The following is a 21,830-nucleotide window of genomic DNA, read 5'->3' as shown; positions in this document are numbered from 1 at the left end:
GTATTGTCAGGCCCCATGGATAAATGGATAGCACTGGTCAAGGCCAGCATGAAAGACCGCAAGGTCACGCAGGATCAATTGGCCTCACGCCTGGGCATGTCTCAGGGCGGGGTCGGCCATTGGCTGAACAAGCGCCGGGTGCCGAGCCTTGCCGACATGAATCGGGTGATGGACGAACTGGGCCTTGGCGACCTTGAGGTCGCGCTGGTGGTTCGCGAAAAAGCGGTCGCACCGGTGGAAGAAGAGTTGGAGCCAACGCCGCACTACAACCCCCATTACCTTTACCCGGTGAGCGAAGGGAAAGGAGGGTACCCATTGCAGGAAGAATCCCGGCCATACGGTGCTGCACGTTTCCGGATGAGCGACTATCAGGCCCGTGGCAAGGCATTCTGGCTGCGGGTGATCGGCGATGCCATGACCGCCCCCGCCGGCTTGAGTATCACCGAGGGCATGATGGTGCTGGTGGACCCGGCCATCCAGCCCGAGCCGGGCAAACTGGTGGTGGCCCAATGGGCATTTAATCCCCAGGCTACCTTGCGCAAACTGGTGAAGGACAGCGGTCAGCTTTACCTGGTACCGCTCAACCCGACTTACCCGAAAATGCTGTTCAGCGAGGAGTGCCGCATCATCGGTGTGGTGGTACAGGCGGTCACAAGGTTTTAGCTCGCGGCTTCCAGTTCCACGAGTGCGCTGCCTTCACTGACCATTTCACCTTCCTGGCAATACAGCGCCTTGACCACCCCGGCATGGGGCGCGCGAATGCTGTGTTCCATCTTCATGGCTTCCAGCACCACCAGTTGCGTACCGGCTTCCACCGTTTGGCCGACGTCCACCAACACCCGCACGATGCTGCCGTTCATCGGTGCGGTCAGGCCGCCCTGATGGGACTGGCTGGCGTCGACGGCGGCGATCGGGTCGAACAGGCTGACGCTGTGCACTTCGCCGTCCCAACGCAGAAACAGGCTGCCGCCCTCGCGCACCGCCAGATGAGAGCGGCGCACACCTTGCCGGTCGATCAGCAACTGCTCGCCACGCAACTGGGGCGGGTTGACGCCGGCTTGCAGGGTGACCAGGCGATCCTGGCCGTTGCAGCTCAAATGCAGGGAAACCTCGGCGGGCAACCCGGCGCGAAAGCCACGGGTGTCGGCCCAGGGTGAACTGGAATCAGTGCTCGGCCGGGTTTGCATGAACGCCTGGCCCGCGGCCTGCCAGAACTCATCACTCAACTCGCCGGGGGCCGGTAGCAGCTCATCCTGATAACGCGGGATAAACCCGGTATCCAGCTCGGCAGCCGCAAACGCCGGATGGCCGATGATGCGCCGCAAAAAGCCCAGGTTGGTCTTCAAGCCACCCACGGCAAATTCATCCAGCATACCCAGCAGCCGCAGACGCGCCTGCTCGCGGTCTTCGCCCCAGGCAATCAGCTTGCCCAGCATCGGGTCGTAGAACGGTGACACGTTGTCGCCTTGTTCGACGCCGCTGTCCACCCGGCGCCCCGGCCCCGGCGTGGATTCGCGGTACAACGCCAGATGCCCGGTGGCCGGCAGGAAATCATTGGCCGGGTCCTCGGCGTACAGCCGCACTTCAATCGCATGCCCCCGCAGTGGCACCTGCTCCTGAGTCATCGGCAGTGGCTCGCCCTGGGCCACACGAATCTGCCAGGCCACCAGGTCCAGGCCGGTGATGGCTTCGGTCACCGGGTGTTCCACCTGCAGCCGGGTGTTCATCTCCATGAAGAAAAACTCGCCCCGCGCGTCCAGCAGAAACTCCACCGTGCCCGCACCCACATAACCGATGGCCTGGGCCGCACGAACTGCCGCCTCGCCCATGGCCTTGCGTTGCTCGGCACTCAGGCCCGGCGCCGGTGCTTCCTCGACGACTTTTTGGTGGCGCCGCTGGATCGAACAATCGCGCTCGTTGAGGTACAGGCAATGCCCATGCTGGTCGGCGAACACCTGGATTTCCACGTGACGCGGCTTGAGCAAATACTTTTCCACCAGCATCTGCGCATTGCCAAACGAGGACAGCGCTTCACGCTGGGCCGAGGCCAGGGCTTCGGCCAGTTGGCTGACGTCCTCGACCACTTTCATGCCCTTGCCGCCACCGCCCGCCGTGGCCTTGAGCAGCACCGGGTAACCGATGCGCTCGGCCGCCTGGCGAAAGGTCTCCAGGTCCTGGGCGTCGCCGTGGTAACCCGGCACCAGCGGCACGCCGGCGGTTTCCATCAATGCCTTGGCTGCAGACTTGCTGCCCATGGCATCAATGGCCGAGGCGGGCGGGCCGAGGAAGATCAACCCGGCGGCTTCAATGGCGCGGGCGAACCCGGCGTTCTCTGACAGAAACCCGTAACCCGGGTGAATGGCCTGGGCGCCGCTGGCCTGGGCCGCGGCGATCAGCTTGTCGATTTGCAGGTAACTGTCGGCGGCCTTGCTGCCGCCCAGGTCCACACGGATATCCGCCTCGCGGGCATGCCGTGCGTCACGGTCCGTGGCGCTGTGCACGGCCACGGTGGTCAGGCCCATGGCCTTGGCGGTGCGCATCACCCGGCAGGCGATTTCGCCGCGGTTGGCCACCAATAAAGTGGTAAGCGTCTTCATGAACGCGGCTCCTGGGACTGCCAGTTGGGCGCACGTTTTTGCAAAAAGGCGCGCAAGCCTTCCTGGCCTTCGGCGCTGACGCGGATCCGCGCGATGGAGTTTTCGCAGTAGCGACGCAGTGCCGGGGTGAGCGCCCCATGGCCGACCTCACGCAGCAAATCCTTGCTGGCGCGCATGGCCGCCGGGCTGTTGAGCAGCAGATTGGTGACCCACCGTTCAACCTGCACATCCAGATCGGCCGTCGGATAACTCTCCGCCAGCAGCCCGATTTCCCGTGCGCGCTGGCCCCCAAAGCGATCAGCCGTGAGGGCATATCGACGGGCTGCGCGCTCGCCGATCGCCTGCACCACGAACGGGCTGATCACTGCAGGCGCCAGGCCAATACGCACTTCCGACAGGCAGAACTGCGCCTCATCAGTGCCGATGGCCATGTCGCAGCAACTGATCAATCCCAGGGCACCGCCATAGGCCGCGCCCTGAACCACGGCCAGCGTCGGGATCTTCAGCTTGGCCAGGTTGTACATCAACTCCGCCAGTTCCCGGGCGTCGTCCAGGTTGGTGTGGTAATCCAGCTCGGCCGACTGCTGCATCCAGGCCAGGTCGGCGCCGGCGCTGAAGTGTTTGCCGCGCCCGCGCAGTACCAAGAAGCGCAGGGCCGGATCGCCCTGGACCTGGTCGAGGGCGATGATCAGTTCGCGGATCATTTCGGCGTTGAACGCGTTGTTCTTGGCTTCACGACTGAGCCACAGGGTGGCAAAGCCACGCGGATCGGTGACCAGTTCGAGGGTGTTGAAATCGCTCATGGGGTGCAGCTCCATTTACATGCGGAACACGCCGAAGCGGCTCGGCTCGATGGGGGCGTTCAGTGCGGCGGACAAGGCCAGGGCCAGCACGTCGCGGGTCTGCAACGGGTCGATGACGCCGTCGTCCCACAACCGTGCGCTGGAGTAGTAGGGGTGGCCCTGGGTTTCGTACTGGTCGAGGATCGGCTGCTTGATCGCGGCTTCCTCTTCGCTGCTGAAACCCTGGCCTGCGCGCTCGGCCTGTTCGCGCTTGACCTGCACCAGCACGCCGGCCGCCTGTTCGGCACCCATCACGCCGATGCGTGCGTTGGGCCACATCCACAAGAAGCGCGGGTCGTAGGCGCGGCCGCACATGCCGTAGTTACCGGCGCCGAAGCTGCCACCGATGATCACGGTGAATTTCGGCACCTTGGCACAGGCCACGGCCGTCACCAGCTTGGCGCCGTGCTTGGCGATACCGCCGGCCTCGTATTTCTGGCCGACCATAAAGCCGGTGATGTTTTGCAGGAACAGCAGCGGAATCCCGCGCTGGCAGGCCAGCTCGATAAAGTGCGCGCCTTTCTGCGCGGCTTCGGCGAAGAGAATGCCGTTGTTGGCCAGGATCGCAATCGGGTAGCCGTGCAGGTGCGCAAAGCCGCACACCAGCGTAGTGCCGAACAGGGCCTTGAACTCATCGAACACCGAACCGTCCACCAGCCGCGCGATGACTTCGCGCACATCGAACGGTTGCTTGGCGTCGGCCGGGATCACGCCGTACAGCTCTTCGCTGGAATACAGCGGCGCAACCGGCGTGCGCTGCTGCAACTGGCCCAGTTTGCGCCAATTGAGGTTGGCCACACTGCGCCGGGCCAGGGCCAGGGCGTGCTCATCGCTGTCGGCGTAGTGGTCGGCCACCCCGGAGATCTTGCAGTGCACATCGGCACCGCCCAGGTCTTCGGCACTCACCACTTCGCCGGTCGCCGCCTTCACCAGCGGCGGGCCGGCGAGGAAGATGGTGGCTTGCTGGCGGACCATGATCGCTTCGTCCGCCATCGCCGGCACATAGGCGCCACCGGCGGTGCAGGAACCCATCACCACCGCGATTTGCGGAATGCCCTGGGCGCTCATGTTGGCCTGGTTGAAGAAGATCCGCCCGAAGTGCTCGCGGTCCGGAAACACTTCATCCTGGCGCGGCAGGTTGGCGCCGCCGGAGTCCACCAGGTAGATGCACGGCAGGCGGTTCTGCTCGGCGATGGTCTGGGCGCGCAGGTGTTTCTTGACGGTCAGCGGGTAGTACGAGCCGCCTTTCACCGTGGCGTCGTTGGCGACGATCATGCATTCGACGCCCTCCACACGGCCGATCCCGGCAATCACGCCGGCCGCGGGCACGTCTTCGCCATACACCTGATACGCCGCCAGTTGGCTGAGCTCAAGGAACGGCGAGCCCGGGTCGAGCAAACGATTGATCCGCTCGCGCGGCAACAGCTTGCCCCGGGACGTGTGGCGTTCCTGGGCCTTGGCGCCGCCGCCTTGCTGCACCTGGGCGAGCAGGCTGTGCAGGGCGTCGACCTGTTGGAGCATCGCCGCACTGTTGGCGGCGAATTCCGTCGAGCGCGGGTTGAGCTGGGTGTGCAGGGTTGCCATGGGGCGCGCTCCGTTCAGCGGGTTTCGTTAAACAGTTCGCGACCGATCAACATGCGCCGGATCTCACTGGTACCCGCACCGATTTCATACAGCTTGGCGTCACGCAGCAGACGACCCGCCGGGAATTCATTGATGTAGCCATTGCCGCCGAGAATCTGGATCGCGTCGAGGGCCATCTGGGTGGCGCGTTCGGCGCTGTAGAGGATCACCCCGGCGGCGTCCTTGCGCGTGGTTTCGCCGCGCTCGCAGGCCTGGGCCACCGCATACAGGTAGGCACGGCTGGCGTTGAGTTGGGTGTACATGTCGGCGACCTTGCCCTGGATCAACTGGAACTCGCCGATGCTCTGGCCGAACTGTTTGCGGTCGTGGATGTAGGGCACGATCAGGTCCATGCAGGCCTGCATGATCCCGGTGGGGCCGCCGGACAGCACCACGCGTTCGTAATCGAGGCCGCTCATCAGCACCTTCACGCCGCCATTCAGGGCGCCGAGGATGTTTTCTTCCGGCACTTCGACGTCATCGAAGAACAGCTCGCAGGTGTTGGAGCCGCGCATGCCGAGCTTGTCGAACTTGTTGCTGCGGCTGAAGCCCTTCGAATCGCGCTCGACGATAAACGCGGTGATGCCGTGGGCTCCCTTTTCCAGGTCGGTCTTGGCGTAGATCACGTAGGTGTTGGCGTCGGGGCCGTTGGTGATCCAGGTCTTGCTGCCGTTGAGCACGTACACACTGCCACGTTTATCGGCGCGCAGCTTCATCGAGACTACGTCTGAGCCGGCATTCGGCTCGCTCATGGCCAGGGCGCCGATGTGTTCGCCGCTGATCAGCTTGGGCAGGTACTTGAGTTTTTGTTCGTGGGTGCCGTTGCGGTTGATCTGGTTGACGCAGAGGTTGGAGTGCGCGCCGTAGGACAACGCCACCGAAGCCGAACCCCGGCTGATCTCTTCCATGGCCACCACGTGGGCCAGGTAGCCCAGGCCGGCGCCGCCGTATTCTTCCGGCACGGTGATGCCCAGCAGGCCCATGTCGCCGAACTTGCGCCACATGTCGGCGGGAAACAGGTTGTCGATGTCGATCTGCGCAGCGCGCGGCGCCAGTTCCTTGGCCACGAAGGACTGCACCTGGTCACGCAGCATGTCGATGGTTTCACCGAGGGCGAAGTTCAGGGAGGGGTAACTCATGGACGGGCACCTTTTAGCGTTGTTTTTGTGTGGCCGATACGCCGGGGAGGGCGATCACCTTTACGTTAACGTAAGCTTGCGTTGCAGGACTGTCAATCGTAGTTTACGTTTACGTCAACCTACAAAAAAGACAACAGGGGTCGTTATGGATCAGACGAATCAGAGTTACAGCCGTGGCAGGCAGGACAAGACCTTGCTGGCCATGACTATTGGCCAAGCCTTCGATAACACGGTTGCGCAGTACCCTGACGGCGAAGCGCTGGTGGTGCGCCATCAACCGCGTCGCTACACCTGGCGGCAACTGGCCGAGACGGTTGATTTGCATGCACGTGCGTTCCTGGCCATGGGTATGCAAACCGGCGACCGCCTGGGCATCTGGGCTCCCAACTGCGCGGAGTGGTGCATCAGCCAAATTGCCAGCGCCAAGCTCGGCGTGATTCTGGTCAATATCAACCCGGCGTATCGCAGCAGTGAGCTGGAGTACGTCCTCAAGCAATCCGGTTGCCAGTGGCTGGTGTGCGCCGGGTCATTCAAGACCTCCGATTACCACGGCATGTTGCAGGAACTGAAACCCGACCTGCGCGGCATCATCAGCCTCGATGCCAACCCGCCCCCGGGGTTCACGCCCTGGTCACAATTGGCGGCCCTCGGCGCAGGCGTCCCGCCCGAGCAACTGCACACCCGCCAGGCCAGCCTGCACTTCGATCAACCCGTCAACATCCAGTACACCTCCGGCACCACTGGCTTCCCCAAGGGGGCCACCCTCAGTCACCACAACATCCTCAATAACGGCTATATGGTCGGCGAAAGCCTGGGTCTGACCGCGCAAGACCGCCTGGTGATTCCGGTGCCGCTGTATCACTGCTTCGGCATGGTGATGGGCAACCTGGGCTGCATCACCCACGGCACGACCATGATCTACCCGAATGACGGCTTCGACCCGCTGCTGACCCTGACCGCCGTCGCCGAAGAACAGGCCACCGGACTCTACGGCGTGCCCACCATGTTTATTGCCATGCTCGATCACCCGCGCCGCGGCGAATTCGACCTGTCGCGTCTGCGCACCGGGATCATGGCGGGCGCCACCTGCCCGATCGAGGTGATGCGCCGGGTCATCAGCGAGATGCACATGAGCGAGGTACAGATTGCCTACGGCATGACCGAAACCAGCCCGGTGTCATTACAGACCGGGCCGGATGACGACCTGGAGCGGCGCGTGACTACCGTTGGGCGTACCCAGCCGCAACTGGAGAGCAAGATTATCGATGAGGCAGGCAACACTGTGGCCCGGGGCCGGATAGGCGAGCTGTGCACCCGGGGCTACAGCGTGATGCTTGGTTACTGGAACAATCCTGAGGCCACCCGCGGGGCCATTGATGAGGCGGGCTGGATGCACACCGGCGACCTGGCCACCATGGATGAGCACGGTTACGTGTGCATCGCCGGGCGCAACAAGGACATGATCATTCGCGGCGGCGAGAATGTGTACCCGCGGGAGCTGGAGGAGTTTTTCTTTACCCACCCGGCGGTGGCGGATGTGCAGGTGATCGGGATTCCCGATGAGCGCTACGGCGAGGCGATCGTCGCGTGGATCAAGTTCCACCCCGGGCATGTCGCCAACGAGCTTGAGCTGCAGACATGGTGCAAGGGGCGGATTGCGCACTTCAAGATGCCGAAGCATTTCAAATTTGTGGATGAGTTTCCGATGACGGTGACGGGGAAGATTCAGAAGTTTCGGATGCGGGAGATTATGATTGAGGAGTTGAAGGAGGGTGAGGGGGGCTCTGGGTGTATATCCGTTATTTAGGTAACGGCGGCTTATGGTTTCGCTCTTACAGCGACTCACTTTGGAAAAGCCCCAAAGTAAGCAAAGGGCTCTGCCCCGCCTGTCGGCACCTCGCCTAGGCTCGGTGTTCCCTCACTCCGGCGCTGCTCCGCGGGCCGCCGCGATGGGCCATCCTTGGCCCAGCGCGGCTAAACCGGCGTCCTGCCGGTTTACCCGCTCCGCACCACCTGCGTTCGGCCTCGGGCTTATTGGGGCAGTCAGGGCCAGATCAAGATCAAAAGCAAGAGCACAGCGGCCTACAGGCCGGCTTGAGTGGTAGAAGCCAGATCAAAAGCCAAAGCAGAGCTGCTTTTCTGTAGGAGCCGGCTTGCCGGCGATGGCATCACCTCGGTGTGTCTGATGTACCGAGTTGTCTGCATCGCCGGCAAGCCAGCTCCTACAGGGGATCGTGCTCGCTGTAGATTTTGATCTTGATGTTGCCTTTGCTTCACACCACTCAAGCCGGCCTGTAGGCCGCTGTGCTGTTGATCTGCTTTTGATCTTGATTTTAGGCGCCCCGTTAAACCACGCTGGCCGAACGCAGGTAGTACGGAGCGGGTAAACCGGCAGGACGCCGGTTTAGCCGCGACGGGGCAGGGACGCCCCGTCGCGGCGGCCCGCGGAGTAATGCCGGAGTGAGGGCACACCGAGCCTAGGCGAGGTGCCGAGTGGTGGGGCAAGAGCCTTTTGGTTACTTTTGGGCTCTTTTCAAAAGTGACCCGCTGTAAGAGCGGAACCCATACCAGCCGTTACCCAAAAAACGGATATACACGCAAATCACCTTCCACGAGAAAGCACAAAGGGGACCCGAGGGTCCCCTTTAATTTGTCGTTGCGTGCTCTTTTTTTATTATTGAGGGGCGGTCTGTTGTTGTTTTTGGCAACCGTGGCCCTTTACCGCTGTTTTTGGCGACCCCCATCCGGGGTCAAGAGCAAACGTATTTTTTTGAGCGCTGATCTGCTTCTTCGCACGCGATCCAACCAGAGGGTAGCTACCTTGAGGTAGTTTTTTGTTCTTCTCTATCCGGTTGCGGGTTTCGGCTAGCCGTACCCTGCAAAGCACATCTTCTCCAAAAAAATCTGTTAGCTGCGTCTCTGCCGTGTTGTTTTTGTTATGTCAGAGTCGTTACGTCTTATTTTTATTAGGTTTGGTGCTTTTTATTCTTGTTATGCAATAGAGATAGCAGGAGCCGTGCCAACTTTATAAAGTCCTTTAAAATCAATGGTTTGATTTTTTGGTGGGAAATTTCTTTCAGGAAATGCGACAAAATATGTTCCCGTGTTACCCGATGTGTAGCCGCGAGGTAACACATCGTCACGGGAGCGGTACTCAGGTGGCGTTACGGGCTTTGGCCACGCGTGAACCGGTGGGGCGGCCCAGTACCGTACAGATCTGCTGGCCGGCCAGAATCAGCTTGTCCATGTCGATACCCGTCTCGATGCCCAGGCCATTGAGCAGGTACAACACATCTTCAGTGGCGACGTTACCGCTGGCACCCTTGGCATAGGGGCAGCCGCCGAGGCCCGCGATAGAGCTGTCGAATACCTGGATACCTTCCTCAAGGCTGGCGTAGATATTGGCGATGGCCTGGCCATAGGTGTCGTGAAAATGCCCGGCCAGTTTGTCCCGTGGCACCTGCGCGCCGACCACCTCGAACATCCGCCGGGTGGCGCCCGCCGTACCGGTGCCGATGGTGTCGCCCAGGGACACTTCATAGCAGCCCATCGCAAACAGCTCCCGGGCTACCGCCGCCACTTGCTCCGGCGCGACCTGGCCTTCGTACGGGCACCCCAACACGCACGACACATAACCCCGCACGCTCACGCCATGCTGCCGGGCCGCGTCCATGATCGGCGCGAAGCGCTCCAGGCTTTCGCTGATGGAGCAATTGATGTTGCGTTGGGAGAACGCCTCGGACGCTGCCGCAAACACCGCGACTTCCTTCACACCGGCGGCCAGGGCATCTTCAAAGCCCCGCAGGTTTGGCGCCAGCGCACCGTATATCACCCCGGGCTTGCGCTGGATCTGCGCAAACACGTCGGCGGACCCGGCCATTTGCGGCACCCACTTGGGCGACACAAAACTGCCGACTTCGATGTAGCCCAGGCCGGCGGCGCTCAGGGCATCCACCAATTGCACCTTGTCGGCGACGCTGATGGGTTGCGCTTCATTCTGCAGGCCGTCGCGGGGGCCGACTTCCACCAGGCGCACATGAGAGGGGAGGGACATGGCAGCTACCTTTTATGAATGGCCAACCTGGCTCTGAATGGTCTGTTCCAGCGCCTGGGTGCAACGCTCTTCGGCGGTGTCCAGTTCCAGTTTCATCTGTTCGATGTCCAGCAACTGTTGCTCCAGCTGTTCGCGGCGCTCGGCGATTTTCGCCAGCATGCTGTGCAGCTGTTTCTGATTGCCGCTGGTGGGGTCGTAGAGTTCGATCAGCTCCCGGCACTCGGCCAAGGAGAACCCGATGCGTTTGCCCCGCAGGATGAGCTTCAGGCTGACCTTGTCCCGCGGCGAATAAATACGCTCCTGGCCCCGGCGTTCCGGGGACAGCAGGCCTTGTTCTTCATAGAAGCGAATGGCGCGGGTGGTGATGTCGAGCTCGCGGGCGAGGTCGGAGATGCTGTAGGTCGTGCTCATGGGGGCGCTCAAGGAGTGTCTTGAGCGTTAAGCTAAAGGTTGCTTGACGTTAACGTCAAGCAACACATCACGCCTGCTGCTTATCCAGCTTCTTCTCATGAGCCGTCACCTGCTGGCACAACTCGATCATTTGCTCGCGCATCCAGCGGTTGGCGGGGTCCTGGTCGGTGCTTTCGTGCCAGTACAGGTGGGTTTCCACCATCGGCACATCATTCACCGGCAGGTTGAACCAGTGCAGTTCATGGCGCCGGGCAAAGCGCTCCGGCACGGTCATGACCATGTCGGTCTGCTGCAGGACTTGCGAGGCCATCAGATAATGTTGGGAGCGCAGGGCGATCTTGCGTTGCAGGCCCATCTTGCCCAGCGCCAGGTCCACGTGGCCCAGGCCATTGCGCCGGCTGGAGATATGAATGTGCGTCAGGGACAAGTAGTCATCGAGGGTTAGCTTTTCCTTGCCCGCCATCGGGTGGCCCTTGCGCATGGCACAAACGTAGCGGTCTTCCATCAGCTTGACGTGGCGCACTTGCGGGTCGGTGTTGAGCGGCGCATCCACGGCAAAATCCAGGCGACCGGCGGCCAGTTCCTTGGTGGTTTCCCGGCGTTTGGACAGGAAGCTCTCGATCACCACCGTCGGCGCCAGGCGGCGCAGGCGCTGGAACAGCGGCGGCAGAATCACCGCTTCGGTAAGGTCGGTCATGCTGATGCGGTAGGTCTTGGCGGCCTGCTGCGGGTTGAAAATCCGGCTTTCCTGCACTGACACCCGCAGCAGCGACAGCGCATTGCGCACCGGGCCGATGATGTTCTGGGCCATGGGGGTGGGCACCATGCCCTGGGCGGTGCGCACGAACAGCGGGTCGTTGAACGTCTCCCGCAGGCGTGCCAGAGCGTTCGACACCGCTGGCTGGGTAATCCCGACAATCTGCCCGGCGCGGGTCAGGTTGGCTTCGGTGTAGATCGCGTCAAAGACGATGAAAAGGTTGAGGTCGACCTTGCTCAGATTCATTTCGCTGCGCTCTTATTGTTAGGTGTCCATACGCCGATCATATATCGGTGATGAATGTTAATACACGCCGAGAATAGGTTAGGTAAATTATCAACGCTGATCTAGCATCAATTTCATGACCTAAACAACCTTCCAAAAAGGGAGCTGCTCATGGATTTCGCCTATTCGCCCAAGGTTCAGGAACTGCGTGAACGCGTCACCGCTTTCATGGACGCTTACGTCTACCCGGCCGAGCCGGTGTTTGAACGCCAGGTCAGCGAAGGAGATCGCTGGCAGCCCACCGCAATCATGGACGAGTTGAAAGCCAAGGCTAAAGCCGAAGGCCTGTGGAACCTGTTCCTGCCGGAGTCCGAACTGGGTGCCGGCCTGACCAACCTCGAATACGCACCCCTGGCCGAAATCATGGGCCGCTCCTTGCTGGGGCCGGAGCCGTTCAACTGCTCCGCACCCGACACCGGCAACATGGAAGTGCTGGTGCGCTACGCCAACGAAGAGCAGAAACAACGCTGGCTCGAACCGTTGCTGCGGGGCGAGATTCGTTCGGCGTTCGCCATGACCGAGCCGGACGTGGCTTCTTCCGATGCCACCAACATGGCTGCCCGTGCGGTACGTGACGGCGACGAGTGGGTGATCAACGGCAAAAAATGGTGGACCTCCGGCGCCTGCGACCCGCGCTGCAAGATCCTGATCTTCATGGGCCTGAGCAATCCGGATGCGCCGCGCCACCAACAGCACTCAATGATTCTGGTACCGGTGGATGCGCCCGGTGTGAAGATCGTGCGCCCGCTGCCGGTGTTCGGCTACGACGACGCCCCCACGGCCACGCCGAAGTGCTGTTTGAAAACGTCCGTGTGCCGTACGAAAACGTGCTGCTGGGCGAAGGCCGGGGCTTTGAAATTGCCCAGGGCCGCCTTGGCCCGGGCCGTATCCACCACTGCATGCGCTCCATCGGCATGGCTGAGCGTGCCTTGGAGCTGATGTGCAAACGCTCTGTCAGCCGTACCGCCTTCGGCAAGCCGTTGGCCCGTCTTGGAGGCAACATCGACAAGATCGCCGACTCGCGGATGGAAATCGACATGGCGCGCCTGCTGACCCTGAAGGCCGCCTACATGATGGACACCGTGGGCAACAAGGTCGCGAAAAGCGAAATCGCGCAGATCAAGGTGGTGGCGCCGAACGTGGCGTTGAAGGTGATCGACCGGGCGATCCAGATCCACGGCGGGGCGGGGGTTTCCAACGACTTCCCGCTGGCCTACATGTACGCCATGCAGCGCACCCTGCGCCTGGCCGACGGTCCGGACGAAGTGCACCGGGCGGCGATCGGCAAGTTCGAGATCGGTAAGTATGTACCGCGGGAGATGATGCGCAGCGGGCAGTAAAACCGAGGTGTCTTCATCGCAGGCAAGCCAGCTCCCACAGAGGGATGCAGTCAACTGTGGGAGCCGGGCTTGCCCGCGATGAGGCCAATCCGGGCAATAAAGATCGTTAAGTCCTCAATACACCCAAACCTCCACCCGCCGGTTCTTGATCCGCCCCTCATCCGCCGTATTTGCCGCCACCGGCATCTCGGCGCCAAAGCCGCGGATATCCCTCAGCACCACGCCACTTTTAACCAACTCCCTGCGCACCGCCATCGCCCGCAGTTTCGACAGCAGCGCCGCCCGCTGCGCATCATTTTTGGCATCCCCAAACCCCACCAGCGTTACCTGCTTGTCCAGCTTGCGATGGCTCTTTATATAAGCCACCACACGCGTCAAATCCTGACGCGCCTTGTTGTCGAGGCTGGCGCTGCCTTCCTCAAACCGGAAGTTCACGGTCAGCCGTTGTGCCTGCCGGGCAATCCCCTGGTAATCCTCGGGCATCGGCGCCCGCGGCTCCACGGTCATGGCCTGCACCTGCTGTGCGATAAACCCGTTGGCGGCGACGATCGCCTGGCCCTTGCTGCTTTGCGCAAAGTCCACCAACGCCTTGGCCCACGGATTCTGCGCAACCGGCGGCAGATAGAAAAACAACCGGCGTGACAACGGGTAATCCTCGGTGGCAATCAGGCTGTTCAACGGCAGCATCGGCTGCGAGTCACCGTCGACGATGGCCACTGCCTTGGCCTGGCGCACGTAGGGCAAGCCGATAAAGCCGATACCCTGGGGATCGTGGTTGACCGCATCCGACAACTGCTCACTGGACTCGAACCGTTTGGCGCTGGCCTCCAGGGATTTGCCGCGACGGCTGAGCACCAGCTCCTTGAACGTATCGTAGGTGCCGGACTGATCATCCCGCGCGTACACCTGAATCTTGCCGCCGATACCGCCCAGTTGTTCCCAGGTCGAGACGTCGCCGCTGAAAATCTGCGCCAGTTGCTCAGTGTTCAATGTATTCAGCGGGTTGCGCGGGTTGAGGATGATCGCCAGGCCATCAATGGCGATGACTTGTTCGGCCTCCGGGCTTTTCAGGTCGCCCAGGGGTTCCAGCTCCACCAACTCGCTGTCTTTTATCGGCCGGGACGACGCCGCGAGGTCGGCGTTGGCTTTTTTCAGTGCGGCGAACCCGGTGCTGGAACCATGGGCGGCCACTTCTATCGTCACCTGTTGGCCCTGGCGAGTCTTGCCGACGATCTGCTGTTCGTTGGCCTGGTCAGACGGCTCGCTGTGCACGCCTTGCAAACCTTGTTGCTCCATCAGTCCCTTGACCAGCGCCGGGCCCAGTGCCGCGCCAATGGTATTGGAACCCTGGATGCGCAAGGCCGGGCCGTGATCGGGGAAGGGCAGCGGGGTGGAAAAGGCGGTGAGGGGGAATGCGCTGAACAGGGCCAGCAGGGATAGAACGCGCAGCATCATGCCGGCACCTTCTCAAGCCAAAGGGAGTGCCGCGAGATTAAGTCAGGCAGGTTGCATAAATATGACGAGGGCCGGTTACCCGGCCCTCTATGCCAGATCAGCTCAGTTCCAGCCAGATCGGCGCATGATCGGAGGGTTTTTCCATGCCACGCAGGTCGTAGTCCACACCGGCGTCCTTCACCCGCGGCAACAGGCCTTGGGAGGCCATGATCACGTCGATCCGCAGCCCGCGCTTGGGCTCGTCTTCAAAGCCGCGGCTGCGGTAATCGAACCAGCTGAAGCGGTCGGCCACGTCCGGGTTGAGGTGACGGAAGCTGTCCACCAGGCCCCAGTTCTTCAGACGGGCCATCCACTCGCGCTCTTCCGGCAGGAAGCTGCACTTGCCGGTTTTCAGCCAGCGCTTGGCATTGTCGGCACCGATGCCGATGTCGCAGTCTTCCGGGGAAATATTCACATCGCCCATCACCACCACGGCCTGGTCATTGCTGAACTGCGACTCCAGCAAGGTTTGCAGGTCTTCGTAGAAACGCTGCTTGGCCGGGAACTTGGTAGGGTGGTCGCGGCTTTCGCCCTGTGGGAAATAGCCGTTCATGATGGTAATCGGGTTGCCGTTGGCATCGGCGAAAGTGCCCCAGATAAACCGGCGCTGGGCGTCTTCTTCGTCACTGGCAAAGCCTTTGTGCAGTGCCAGCGGTTCCTGGCGCGAGAGCAGGGCGACACCGTAGTGGCCTTTCTGCCCGTGGTAATACACGTGATAGCCCAGGGCCTTGATCTCATCCAGCGGGAACTGGTCGTCGTGGACCTTGGTTTCCTGCAGGCCGATCACGTCCGGCTGGTGTTTCTCGATCAGTGCCGCCAGCTGATGAGGGCGGGCGCGCAGCCCGTTGATATTGAAAGAGACGATTTTCATGGTCGGCAGTCCAGTCTGGCAAAAGGGCGATGCTAGCCGACAAGTCGGACGGGGGCCAGCGTGGCGGTAGGAGTTGGGCACTGCTAAGGTCTGAAAGGAGGGAACGAGTCGGTTGCTGTGGGCTCGTACTAACAAGAGCGCAACCTTTTTGAGTCAGCGCCCAGGGGAGATTCACTGCTATGCCGGACACCTCGACTGCCATCGCCCAGATTCACATGCTCGACAGCGGCTATTCCCGCGAAGCCCGTTCCCTGCTGTACCAGGCCTATCGCCATGAGCCGACGTTCGCCTACATCTTCGAAGCCGAACGTCCCGGCTACGAACAGCGGGTGCGCGCCACGGTGCGTGAGCTGGTCAAGCAGCACTTTTTCCAGAACCTGCCGGCCATTGGCCTGCTGGTCAACGACCGGTTGATCGGCATCGCCCTGATCGCGCCGCCCACGCGACGCCTGGGCATTACCGAAAGCTGGGCCTGGCAATTGCGCATGTGGCTGAGCACCGGGGTGCGTGGCACCCGGCGCTACCTGGAATATCACCAGGCCGTGTTGGCGTGCCTGCCCTCGGACTCGGTGCATGTGCTGCCGCTGCTGGGGATTCACCCGCAATTCCAGGGCAAACACTACGGCGAGCAATTGCTCGAAGCGGTTCACAACTGGTGCGCCGAAGACCCGCATTCTTCCGGCGTGGTGTTGGACACGGGGAATTCTCGCTACCTGGAGTTCTATAAACGCCAGGGCTATGAAGAGATCGGCGAGGTGGCTGTAGGACCAGTCCTGGAGCACGTGTTCTTTCACGCAAATCCGCAGGTGTTACAGGCTGCAACGGTTTAAGACAGAATTATTCAGACAAATCCGGGTTCTAACCCGCTCCCAAGCTCGTGTAGCATCCCGGCCTATGAAGTTTCCAGGAAGATTTACCAGCGGCTTGATTCTGCTGTTCACGAGCTGCGGCGCCTTGGCGCAAAGCGAATTGGATGTGCGCATCAAACCTTCAAACGACGCGTTGAAAGCCAACATCGAAGGCTATATCGGCGGGGTCGGCGATCGTGACGAAGAAGCCCTGCAACGGTTCAGCCGTGGTGCCGAGGAACAGGCCCGCAAGGCTGCCCAGGCGTTGGGTTTCTACCAGCCGCAGATCGCCAGCGATGTGAAGGGCGGCAAGAACCCGCGCCTGATCCTCACCATCGACCCCGGCGAACCGGTGCATTTGCGCAATGTGACTATTAGGGTCGATGGCCAGGCGGCCGACCTCAAAGCCTTTCGCGTGCCCGCCAGCGACGAACTCAAACCCGGTGCCGTGCTCAACCACGGCAACTACGAAGACGCCAAGCGCGTCATCCAGAACCAGGCGTCACGCTACGGCTTTTTCAGCGGGCGCTTTACCAGCCAGAAACTCTCGGTCGACCCCAAGGCGGGTGTGGCCGATATCGAACTCATTTATGACAGTGGCTCACGCTACACCTTGGGCAAGGTCAGCTTTGCCGGCGATACGCCGTTTGATGAAGACCTGCTGCAACGCATGGTGCCGTTCAAGAGCGGCGCACCCTACGACTCCGAACTGATCGCCGAACTCAACCAGAACCTGCAAGGCAGTGGCTTTTTTGAAGGCGTACGCGTGGACGCCGCACCTGCTGCGTCGACGAACGACGTGATTCCGGTGGCCGTGCAACTTGAGACCCGCAAGCCCCGCACCATGGGCCTGGGCCTGGGTTACTCGACCGACGTCGGGCCGCGTGGCAAGGCCAACTGGACGCGCCATTGGGTCAACCCCCAGGGCCACAGTTATGGTTGGGAAGCCGAGCTGTCGGCGCCCCGGCAGAACGTCGGGCTGTGGTACGACATTCCCTGGACCCGCCCCTGACCGACAAACTGCGTTTCGCCGGCGGCTACCAGAATGAAGAAATCGCCAACACCGACACCCTGAGTAAACTGCTCACCCTCGGGCCCGAGTGGCACAGCAAGTTGCCCAGCGGCTGGACGCGGGTGATCTCGCTCAAGTGGCAGCGCGAAGAATATCGCCTGGGCAATGACTCGGGCCTGAGCACGCTGCTGATGCCGGGCATCAGTTACTCCTACCTGCGCAGTGACAACCGCATCGACCCGCACAACGGCTATCGCCTGTTGTTCGACGCCAAGGTCGCCAAGGAAGGGCTGGGTTCCGACACCAACCTGCTTTACGGCACGGCGACCATCAAGGGCTTGACCACGTTGTGGGACAACCACCGCTTCCTGGCGCGGGCGCAGTTTGGTGGCAGTGCCACCAACGGCTACAAATCCGTGCCGCCGTCGTTGCGGTTTTTTGCCGGTGGCGACCAGAGCGTGCGCGGTTACGAGTACCAGACCCTGTCGCCGGAGAATGACCGTGGCGACCGCATCGGTGGCCGCTACATGGTGGCCCTGAGCGCCGAGTATCAATATTCCATCGCCGAAAAATGGCGGATCGCGACCTTTATCGACCAAGGCAACTCGTTCAACACCCTGGAAATGCCGAGCCTGAAAACCGGTGTGGGTGTGGGCGTGCGCTGGGTGTCGCCGGTCGGTCCGATCCGCCTCGACCTGGCCCATGCCCTCGAAGATCCGGGCGGCATTCGTTTGCACTTTTCCATGGGGCCTGAGCTGTGATGCGTGGTTTGAAAATAGCGGGGCTGGCCGTGCTGGCGGTCCTCGCGGTGATAGTGCTGGCGCTGTGGACGGTGCTGGGTACCCAAGTCGGCAGCCGTTGGGTGCTGGGCCAGGTGCCGGGGTTGACCGTGGAAAATTTCCAGGGTCGCCTGGGCGGGCAGTGGAGTGCCGACCATCTGTTATGGCAACAAGACAGCAGCCGCGTAGAGCTGCAAGCACCGAAGTTCGACTGGTCGCCGGCGTGCCTGATGCGCATGACGGTGTGCATCAACCAACTGGATGTGGAGCAGGTGAGCCTGCAATTTCCACCCAGCGCGGAAGAAAGCAGCGGCCCGATCACTCTGCCGGACCTGAAATTGCCGGTCGCCCTTCAGTTGGGTGACATCCGCGTCGGCAGCCTGCTGTTCAACGGCAGCGAAGAACTCCAGGGCCTGCAACTGGCGGCGCACTGGACCGCCGCCGGCATGCAGATTGACTCGGTGCACCTGCAACGGGATGGCCTGGTACTCGACCTCTCCGGCCTGTTGCAGCCCACCGGCAACTGGCCACTGACCGCTGCCGGTAACCTGAGCCTGCCTTATGCACCGGACGGTGCGCCCTGGACGTTGGCGCTCAAGGTCGATGGCGATTTGCTCAAAACCCTCAAGCTCGACGCCGACAGCAGCGGCTACCTGCCGGCCAAGCTCAGCGGCGAGTTACAACCCCTGATGGAAAACCTGCCGGCGCAGTTGCACATCACCGCCGATGGCTTCAAACCCGGCGCCGACTTGCCCGATACCCTGCAACTCAATCAGTTGGACCTGACGGCCAAGGGCGACCTGAGCAACGGTTACCAGTTGCTGGGCAAAGCCGTCCTTCCGGCGGAGAAAGGCCCGGTGGACTTGCTGCTGCAAGGCAAGGTCGACGCCAAGGGCGCGCAGATCGCCGGGTTGGACTTGAATGCCGGTGACCAGCAGAGCCTCAAGCTCAGTGCCAATCTGGACTGGCAGCAAGGCTTCAGCGCCGACGCAAAAATCGACTGGCTGGATTTCCCCTGGCATCGCCTGTACCCGGTCATCGATGAACCTCAAGTAGCCTTGCGTACCTTCAATGGCGAAGTTTCCTACAAGGACGGCAACTACCTGGGCAACTTCAAGGCCGACCTCGACGGGCCGGCAGGCAAGTTCAGCCTGGCCAGCCCGTTCAGTGGCGACCTCAAGCAAGTGTTCCTCCCCGAGCTGAAACTCGCCGCCGGCCAGGGCAAGGCCGAGGGCCACCTGAACCTGCAATTTGCCGACGGTATTGCCTGGGACACGGCACTCGACCTGTCGGCCATCAACCCGGCGTACTGGGTTGCCGAGCTGCCCGGCACCCTCGCTGGCCCGCTGCGCAGCAAGGGTGAAATGAAAAACGAGCAGCTCAAGCTCAACGCCGACCTCGACCTCAAGGGCCGCCTGCGCGGCCAACCTGCCGTGCTCCAGGCCAAGGCCGAAGGCGCAGGCGAGCAGTGGACTCTTGGTACGCTGGACATCCGCCTCGGCGACAACCGCATCTACGGCAGCGGTAGCCTGCAACAGCGGCTGGCCGGGCAGGTCGACATCAAGCTGACGCGCCTCGCCCAACTCTGGCCGCAACTGCGCGGGCAGATGAACGGCCGTCTCGACGTCGCCGGTACCCTGCACGCGCCCCAAGGCAAGCTCAACCTGGTTGGCCAGCAACTGGCGTTTGAAGATAACCGCCTGCAAAACCTGACCCTGGACGCGAACCTGGATAATGCCCAACGCGCCAAAATCGACCTGAAGGGCAGTGGCATTCAGGCCGGTGAAACCCAGGTCGGCACCTTCACCGCCAGCGCCCAGGGCGATATCAAAAGCCAGAAAGTCCAGCTCGACCTGGCCGGCCCGCTGCTCAAGCTGGCCCTGGCCCTGGACGGCAACCTCGACAAAGGCAACTGGCGAGGGCGCCTGGCCAGCGGCGATGTGCAGGCGGGTGGCCAGGACTGGAAGCTGCAAGCCCCGGCTAAAATTGAGCGCGTGGCCGATGGCAAGCTGACCTTTGCTGCCCACTGCTGGGTATCCGGCTCGGCGAGCCTGTGTGGCGAAGACCAGCGCCTGATGCCCGAGCCCAAGCTGCGTTATCACCTCAAGCAGTTCCCCATCGACAGCCTGGCGGCGTTTTTACCGAAAGACTTCGCCTGGCAGGGCAAGCTCAATGCCGACGTGCAACTCGACCTGCCGGCTAGCGGCCCCAAAGGCGTGGTGTCGGTGGATGCCAGCGGCGGCACCTTGCGGGTCAAGGACAAGGACCAGTGGCTGGACTTCCCCTACGACACCCTGAAGCTGGAAACCACCCTCAACCCCACGCGCATCGATACCCAGCTCAACTTCCGGGGTGGCAAGCTTGGCGAGTTGCGGTTGCAGGCGCAGATCAATCCGCTGCCGAAGAACAAACCGATCACCGGCAGTTTCACCCTGACCGGCCTCGACCTCGCCGTCGCCCGGCCGTTTGTGCCGATGGTCGAGAAGCTCAACGGCAAGCTCAACGGTAACGGGCGCATCGGCGGCGGCCTGCTGGCGCCTCAGGTCAACGGCAGCATCAACCTGGTGGGCGGCGAAATCTCCGGTCCGGAACTGCCCACCAGCTTCGAAGGCCTGAATATCCAGGCGCTGATTGCCGGCGAAAGCGTGCAGCTCAATGGCGGCTGGCGCAGCGGCAAGGCCGGGCAGGGCACTATCAAGGGCCAGATCGATTGGGGCCAGGCCCTGGCGGTGGACATCGCGCTGCAAGGCACGCAACTGCCGGTCACCGTAGAACCGTACGCGGCCCTGGAAGTGGCGCCCGACCTGAAAATCAGCATGAAAAACGACAAGCTGGCGATCTCCGGCAAGGTGCAGATCCCCAAGGGCGAGATCACCGTGCGCGAACTGCCGCCGTCGACGGTCAAGGTCTCGGATGACACGGTGATCGTCGGCAGCCAGACCGAAGAGGGCAAGCCGCCGATGGCCATGGCGATGGACATCGATGTGGAGGTGGGCAAGGACAGGTTGAGCTTCGCCGGCTTCGGCCTCACCGCCAACCTGCAAGGCCACGTGCACATCGGCGACAACATGGACACCCGTGGCGAACTGTGGCTCAACGACGGCCGCTATCGTGCCTACGGCCAGCGCCTTACGGTGCGCCGCGCGCGGTTGCTGTTCGCCGGGCCGATTGACCAGCCGTACCTGGATATCGAGGCCGTGCGGATAACCACCGAGCCGTCCCGGACAGTCACCGCCGGTATTCGTCTGAGCGGCAGTGCCGAGCAGCCGACGACGCAAATTTTCTCGGAGCCGGCCATGGCCCAAGAGGATGCGTTGTCGTATCTGGTGTTGGGGCGTTCACGTACCACCACCGGCGAGGACAACAACATGCTCGCTGAAGCAGCGCTGGGCCTTGGGCTAATGGGCAGCGCCGGGGTGACCTCGGACATTGCCAAGAACCTGGGGCTCCAGGACTTCGAACTCGACACCCAGGGCAGCGGCACCAACACCGCCGTGGTGGCCAGCGGCAAGATTTCCGAGAAGCTCAGCCTGCGGTATGGCGTGGGGGTGTTCGAACCGGCCAACACCATTGCTTTGCGTTACCTGCTGAGCAAAAAGGTGTACCTGGAAGTGGCCAGCGGCGTGGCCAGCTCCCTGGATATTTTCTACAAGCGGGATTTCTGATCCGTACACATTAAAGGTGGGAGCCCGGCTCCCACCATTTATCCGCTAATTAGCAAGCAACCTAACTATTCGTTTGACATTCGCTGCCTAGGCAGTAACATCGTGACATACAT

At 62.0% G+C, this 21,830-nt stretch carries 13 protein-coding genes and 2 pseudogenes; 6 read left to right on the top strand and 9 right to left on the bottom strand.

What is annotated here, in order from left to right:
- Positions 1-15 precede the first annotated feature (15 nt).
- Entirely contained in the window at positions 16-663 is a 648-nt protein-coding gene (locus JFV30_RS18140; protein WP_201124817.1) for a LexA family protein, read from the top strand.
- Here JFV30_RS18140 and JFV30_RS18135 read toward each other — a convergent pair.
- From JFV30_RS18135 to JFV30_RS18120, 4 genes are read right to left on the bottom strand one after another with little or no spacing between them, the layout of a single operon-like run.
- The gene (locus JFV30_RS18135; protein ID WP_201124816.1) at positions 660-2,597 is read right to left on the bottom strand and encodes an acetyl/propionyl/methylcrotonyl-CoA carboxylase subunit alpha; all 1,938 of its coding nucleotides are present in this window, start codon (positions 2,595-2,597) and stop codon (positions 660-662) included. The two genes, JFV30_RS18140 and JFV30_RS18135, sit on opposite strands and share 4 nt — an antisense overlap.
- Positions 2,594-3,400 carry a gamma-carboxygeranoyl-CoA hydratase gene (locus JFV30_RS18130; RefSeq protein ID WP_201124815.1) on the bottom strand — a complete coding sequence of 269 codons (807 nt, stop codon included), beginning with the start codon at positions 3,398-3,400 and terminating at the stop codon, positions 2,594-2,596. The genes JFV30_RS18135 and JFV30_RS18130 overlap by 4 nt, the downstream gene beginning before the upstream one ends.
- A 15-nt stretch (positions 3,401-3,415) precedes the next feature.
- Positions 3,416-5,023 (bottom strand): carboxyl transferase domain-containing protein, encoded by a 1,608-nt coding sequence (locus tag JFV30_RS18125; RefSeq protein ID WP_010166936.1) that lies wholly within the window; start codon positions 5,021-5,023, stop codon positions 3,416-3,418.
- Between the two features lie 14 nt (positions 5,024-5,037).
- On the bottom strand, positions 5,038-6,201 hold the full coding sequence (locus tag JFV30_RS18120) for an isovaleryl-CoA dehydrogenase (RefSeq protein WP_003212472.1): 1,164 nt from the start codon (positions 6,199-6,201) through the stop codon (positions 5,038-5,040).
- 145 nt (positions 6,202-6,346) lie between these two features.
- Here JFV30_RS18120 and JFV30_RS18115 point away from each other — a divergent pair, with 145 nt between their 5' ends.
- Complete coding sequence (locus JFV30_RS18115; RefSeq protein ID WP_201124814.1) at positions 6,347-8,008, top strand: AMP-binding protein; 1,662 nt, start codon at positions 6,347-6,349, stop codon at positions 8,006-8,008.
- A gap of 1,347 nt (positions 8,009-9,355) precedes the next feature.
- Here the strand turns inward: JFV30_RS18115 and JFV30_RS18110 are convergent.
- The 3 genes from JFV30_RS18110 to JFV30_RS18100 all read right to left on the bottom strand — a co-directional run bounded on the left by JFV30_RS18110 (position 9,356) and on the right by JFV30_RS18100 (position 11,669).
- Positions 9,356-10,255, bottom strand: a complete 900-nt coding sequence (locus JFV30_RS18110; RefSeq protein ID WP_201124813.1) for a hydroxymethylglutaryl-CoA lyase — start codon at positions 10,253-10,255, stop codon at positions 9,356-9,358.
- A 12-nt stretch (positions 10,256-10,267) separates the two neighbouring features.
- Positions 10,268-10,666, bottom strand: a complete 399-nt coding sequence (locus JFV30_RS18105) for a MerR family transcriptional regulator (RefSeq protein ID WP_010166953.1) — start codon at positions 10,664-10,666, stop codon at positions 10,268-10,270.
- Between the two features lie 67 nt (positions 10,667-10,733).
- Entirely contained in the window at positions 10,734-11,669 is a 936-nt protein-coding gene (locus JFV30_RS18100) for a LysR family transcriptional regulator (RefSeq protein WP_010166954.1), read from the bottom strand.
- A gap of 150 nt (positions 11,670-11,819) precedes the next feature.
- Between JFV30_RS18100 and JFV30_RS18095 the strand changes: the two are divergent.
- Positions 11,820-13,048 (top strand): annotated as a pseudogene (locus JFV30_RS18095) (acyl-CoA dehydrogenase).
- A 114-nt stretch (positions 13,049-13,162) separates the two neighbouring features.
- Here the strand turns inward: JFV30_RS18095 and JFV30_RS18090 are convergent.
- Positions 13,163-14,503: a substrate-binding domain-containing protein gene (locus JFV30_RS18090; protein ID WP_201124812.1), complete on the bottom strand. Its 1,341-nt coding sequence runs from the start codon at positions 14,501-14,503 to the stop codon at positions 13,163-13,165.
- Positions 14,504-14,600: 97 nt separating this feature from the next.
- Entirely contained in the window at positions 14,601-15,413 is an 813-nt protein-coding gene (xthA, locus tag JFV30_RS18085; protein ID WP_010166961.1) for an exodeoxyribonuclease III, read from the bottom strand.
- A gap of 179 nt (positions 15,414-15,592) precedes the next feature.
- Here xthA and JFV30_RS18080 point away from each other — a divergent pair, with 179 nt between their 5' ends.
- The 3 genes and pseudogenes from JFV30_RS18080 (at position 15,593) to JFV30_RS18070 (ending at position 21,717) form a co-directional block, all read left to right on the top strand.
- Positions 15,593-16,243: a GNAT family N-acetyltransferase gene (locus tag JFV30_RS18080; protein WP_010166963.1), complete on the top strand. Its 651-nt coding sequence runs from the start codon at positions 15,593-15,595 to the stop codon at positions 16,241-16,243.
- Between the two features lie 64 nt (positions 16,244-16,307).
- Positions 16,308-18,034, top strand: a pseudogene (locus JFV30_RS18075) (autotransporter assembly complex protein TamA).
- Complete coding sequence (locus tag JFV30_RS18070) at positions 18,034-21,717, top strand: translocation/assembly module TamB domain-containing protein (RefSeq protein ID WP_201124811.1); 3,684 nt, start codon at positions 18,034-18,036, stop codon at positions 21,715-21,717. The pseudogene JFV30_RS18075 and the gene JFV30_RS18070 overlap by 1 nt, the downstream one beginning before the upstream one ends.
- Positions 21,718-21,830: the final 113 nt, after the last annotated feature.

Origin of the sequence: Pseudomonas sp. TH32, from assembly GCF_016650855.1 — a bacterium.
Classification (GTDB): domain Bacteria; phylum Pseudomonadota; class Gammaproteobacteria; order Pseudomonadales; family Pseudomonadaceae; genus Aquipseudomonas.
The sequence above is the reverse complement of the archived record's forward strand: the minus strand, read 5'-3'. Positions and strand labels throughout refer to the sequence as shown.

Bases quoted from the DNA above. Each gene is read 5' to 3' on its own strand.
- JFV30_RS18140 (WP_201124817.1), top strand. From the start codon at position 16: ATGGATAAATGGATAGCACTGGTCAAGGCCAGCATGAAAGACCGCAAG.
- JFV30_RS18135 (WP_201124816.1), bottom strand. From the start codon at position 2,597: ATGAAGACGCTTACCACTTTATTGGTGGCCAACCGCGGCGAAATCGCC.
- JFV30_RS18130 (WP_201124815.1), bottom strand. From the start codon at position 3,400: ATGAGCGATTTCAACACCCTCGAACTGGTCACCGATCCGCGTGGCTTT.
- JFV30_RS18125 (WP_010166936.1), bottom strand. From the start codon at position 5,023: ATGGCAACCCTGCACACCCAGCTCAACCCGCGCTCGACGGAATTCGCC.
- JFV30_RS18120 (WP_003212472.1), bottom strand. From the start codon at position 6,201: ATGAGTTACCCCTCCCTGAACTTCGCCCTCGGTGAAACCATCGACATG.
- JFV30_RS18115 (WP_201124814.1), top strand. From the start codon at position 6,347: ATGGATCAGACGAATCAGAGTTACAGCCGTGGCAGGCAGGACAAGACC.
- JFV30_RS18110 (WP_201124813.1), bottom strand. From the start codon at position 10,255: ATGTCCCTCCCCTCTCATGTGCGCCTGGTGGAAGTCGGCCCCCGCGAC.
- JFV30_RS18105 (WP_010166953.1), bottom strand. From the start codon at position 10,666: ATGAGCACGACCTACAGCATCTCCGACCTCGCCCGCGAGCTCGACATC.
- JFV30_RS18100 (WP_010166954.1), bottom strand. From the start codon at position 11,669: ATGAATCTGAGCAAGGTCGACCTCAACCTTTTCATCGTCTTTGACGCG.
- JFV30_RS18090 (WP_201124812.1), bottom strand. From the start codon at position 14,503: ATGATGCTGCGCGTTCTATCCCTGCTGGCCCTGTTCAGCGCATTCCCC.
- xthA (WP_010166961.1), bottom strand. From the start codon at position 15,413: ATGAAAATCGTCTCTTTCAATATCAACGGGCTGCGCGCCCGCCCTCAT.
- JFV30_RS18080 (WP_010166963.1), top strand. From the start codon at position 15,593: ATGCCGGACACCTCGACTGCCATCGCCCAGATTCACATGCTCGACAGC.
- JFV30_RS18070 (WP_201124811.1), top strand. From the start codon at position 18,034: ATGCGTGGTTTGAAAATAGCGGGGCTGGCCGTGCTGGCGGTCCTCGCG.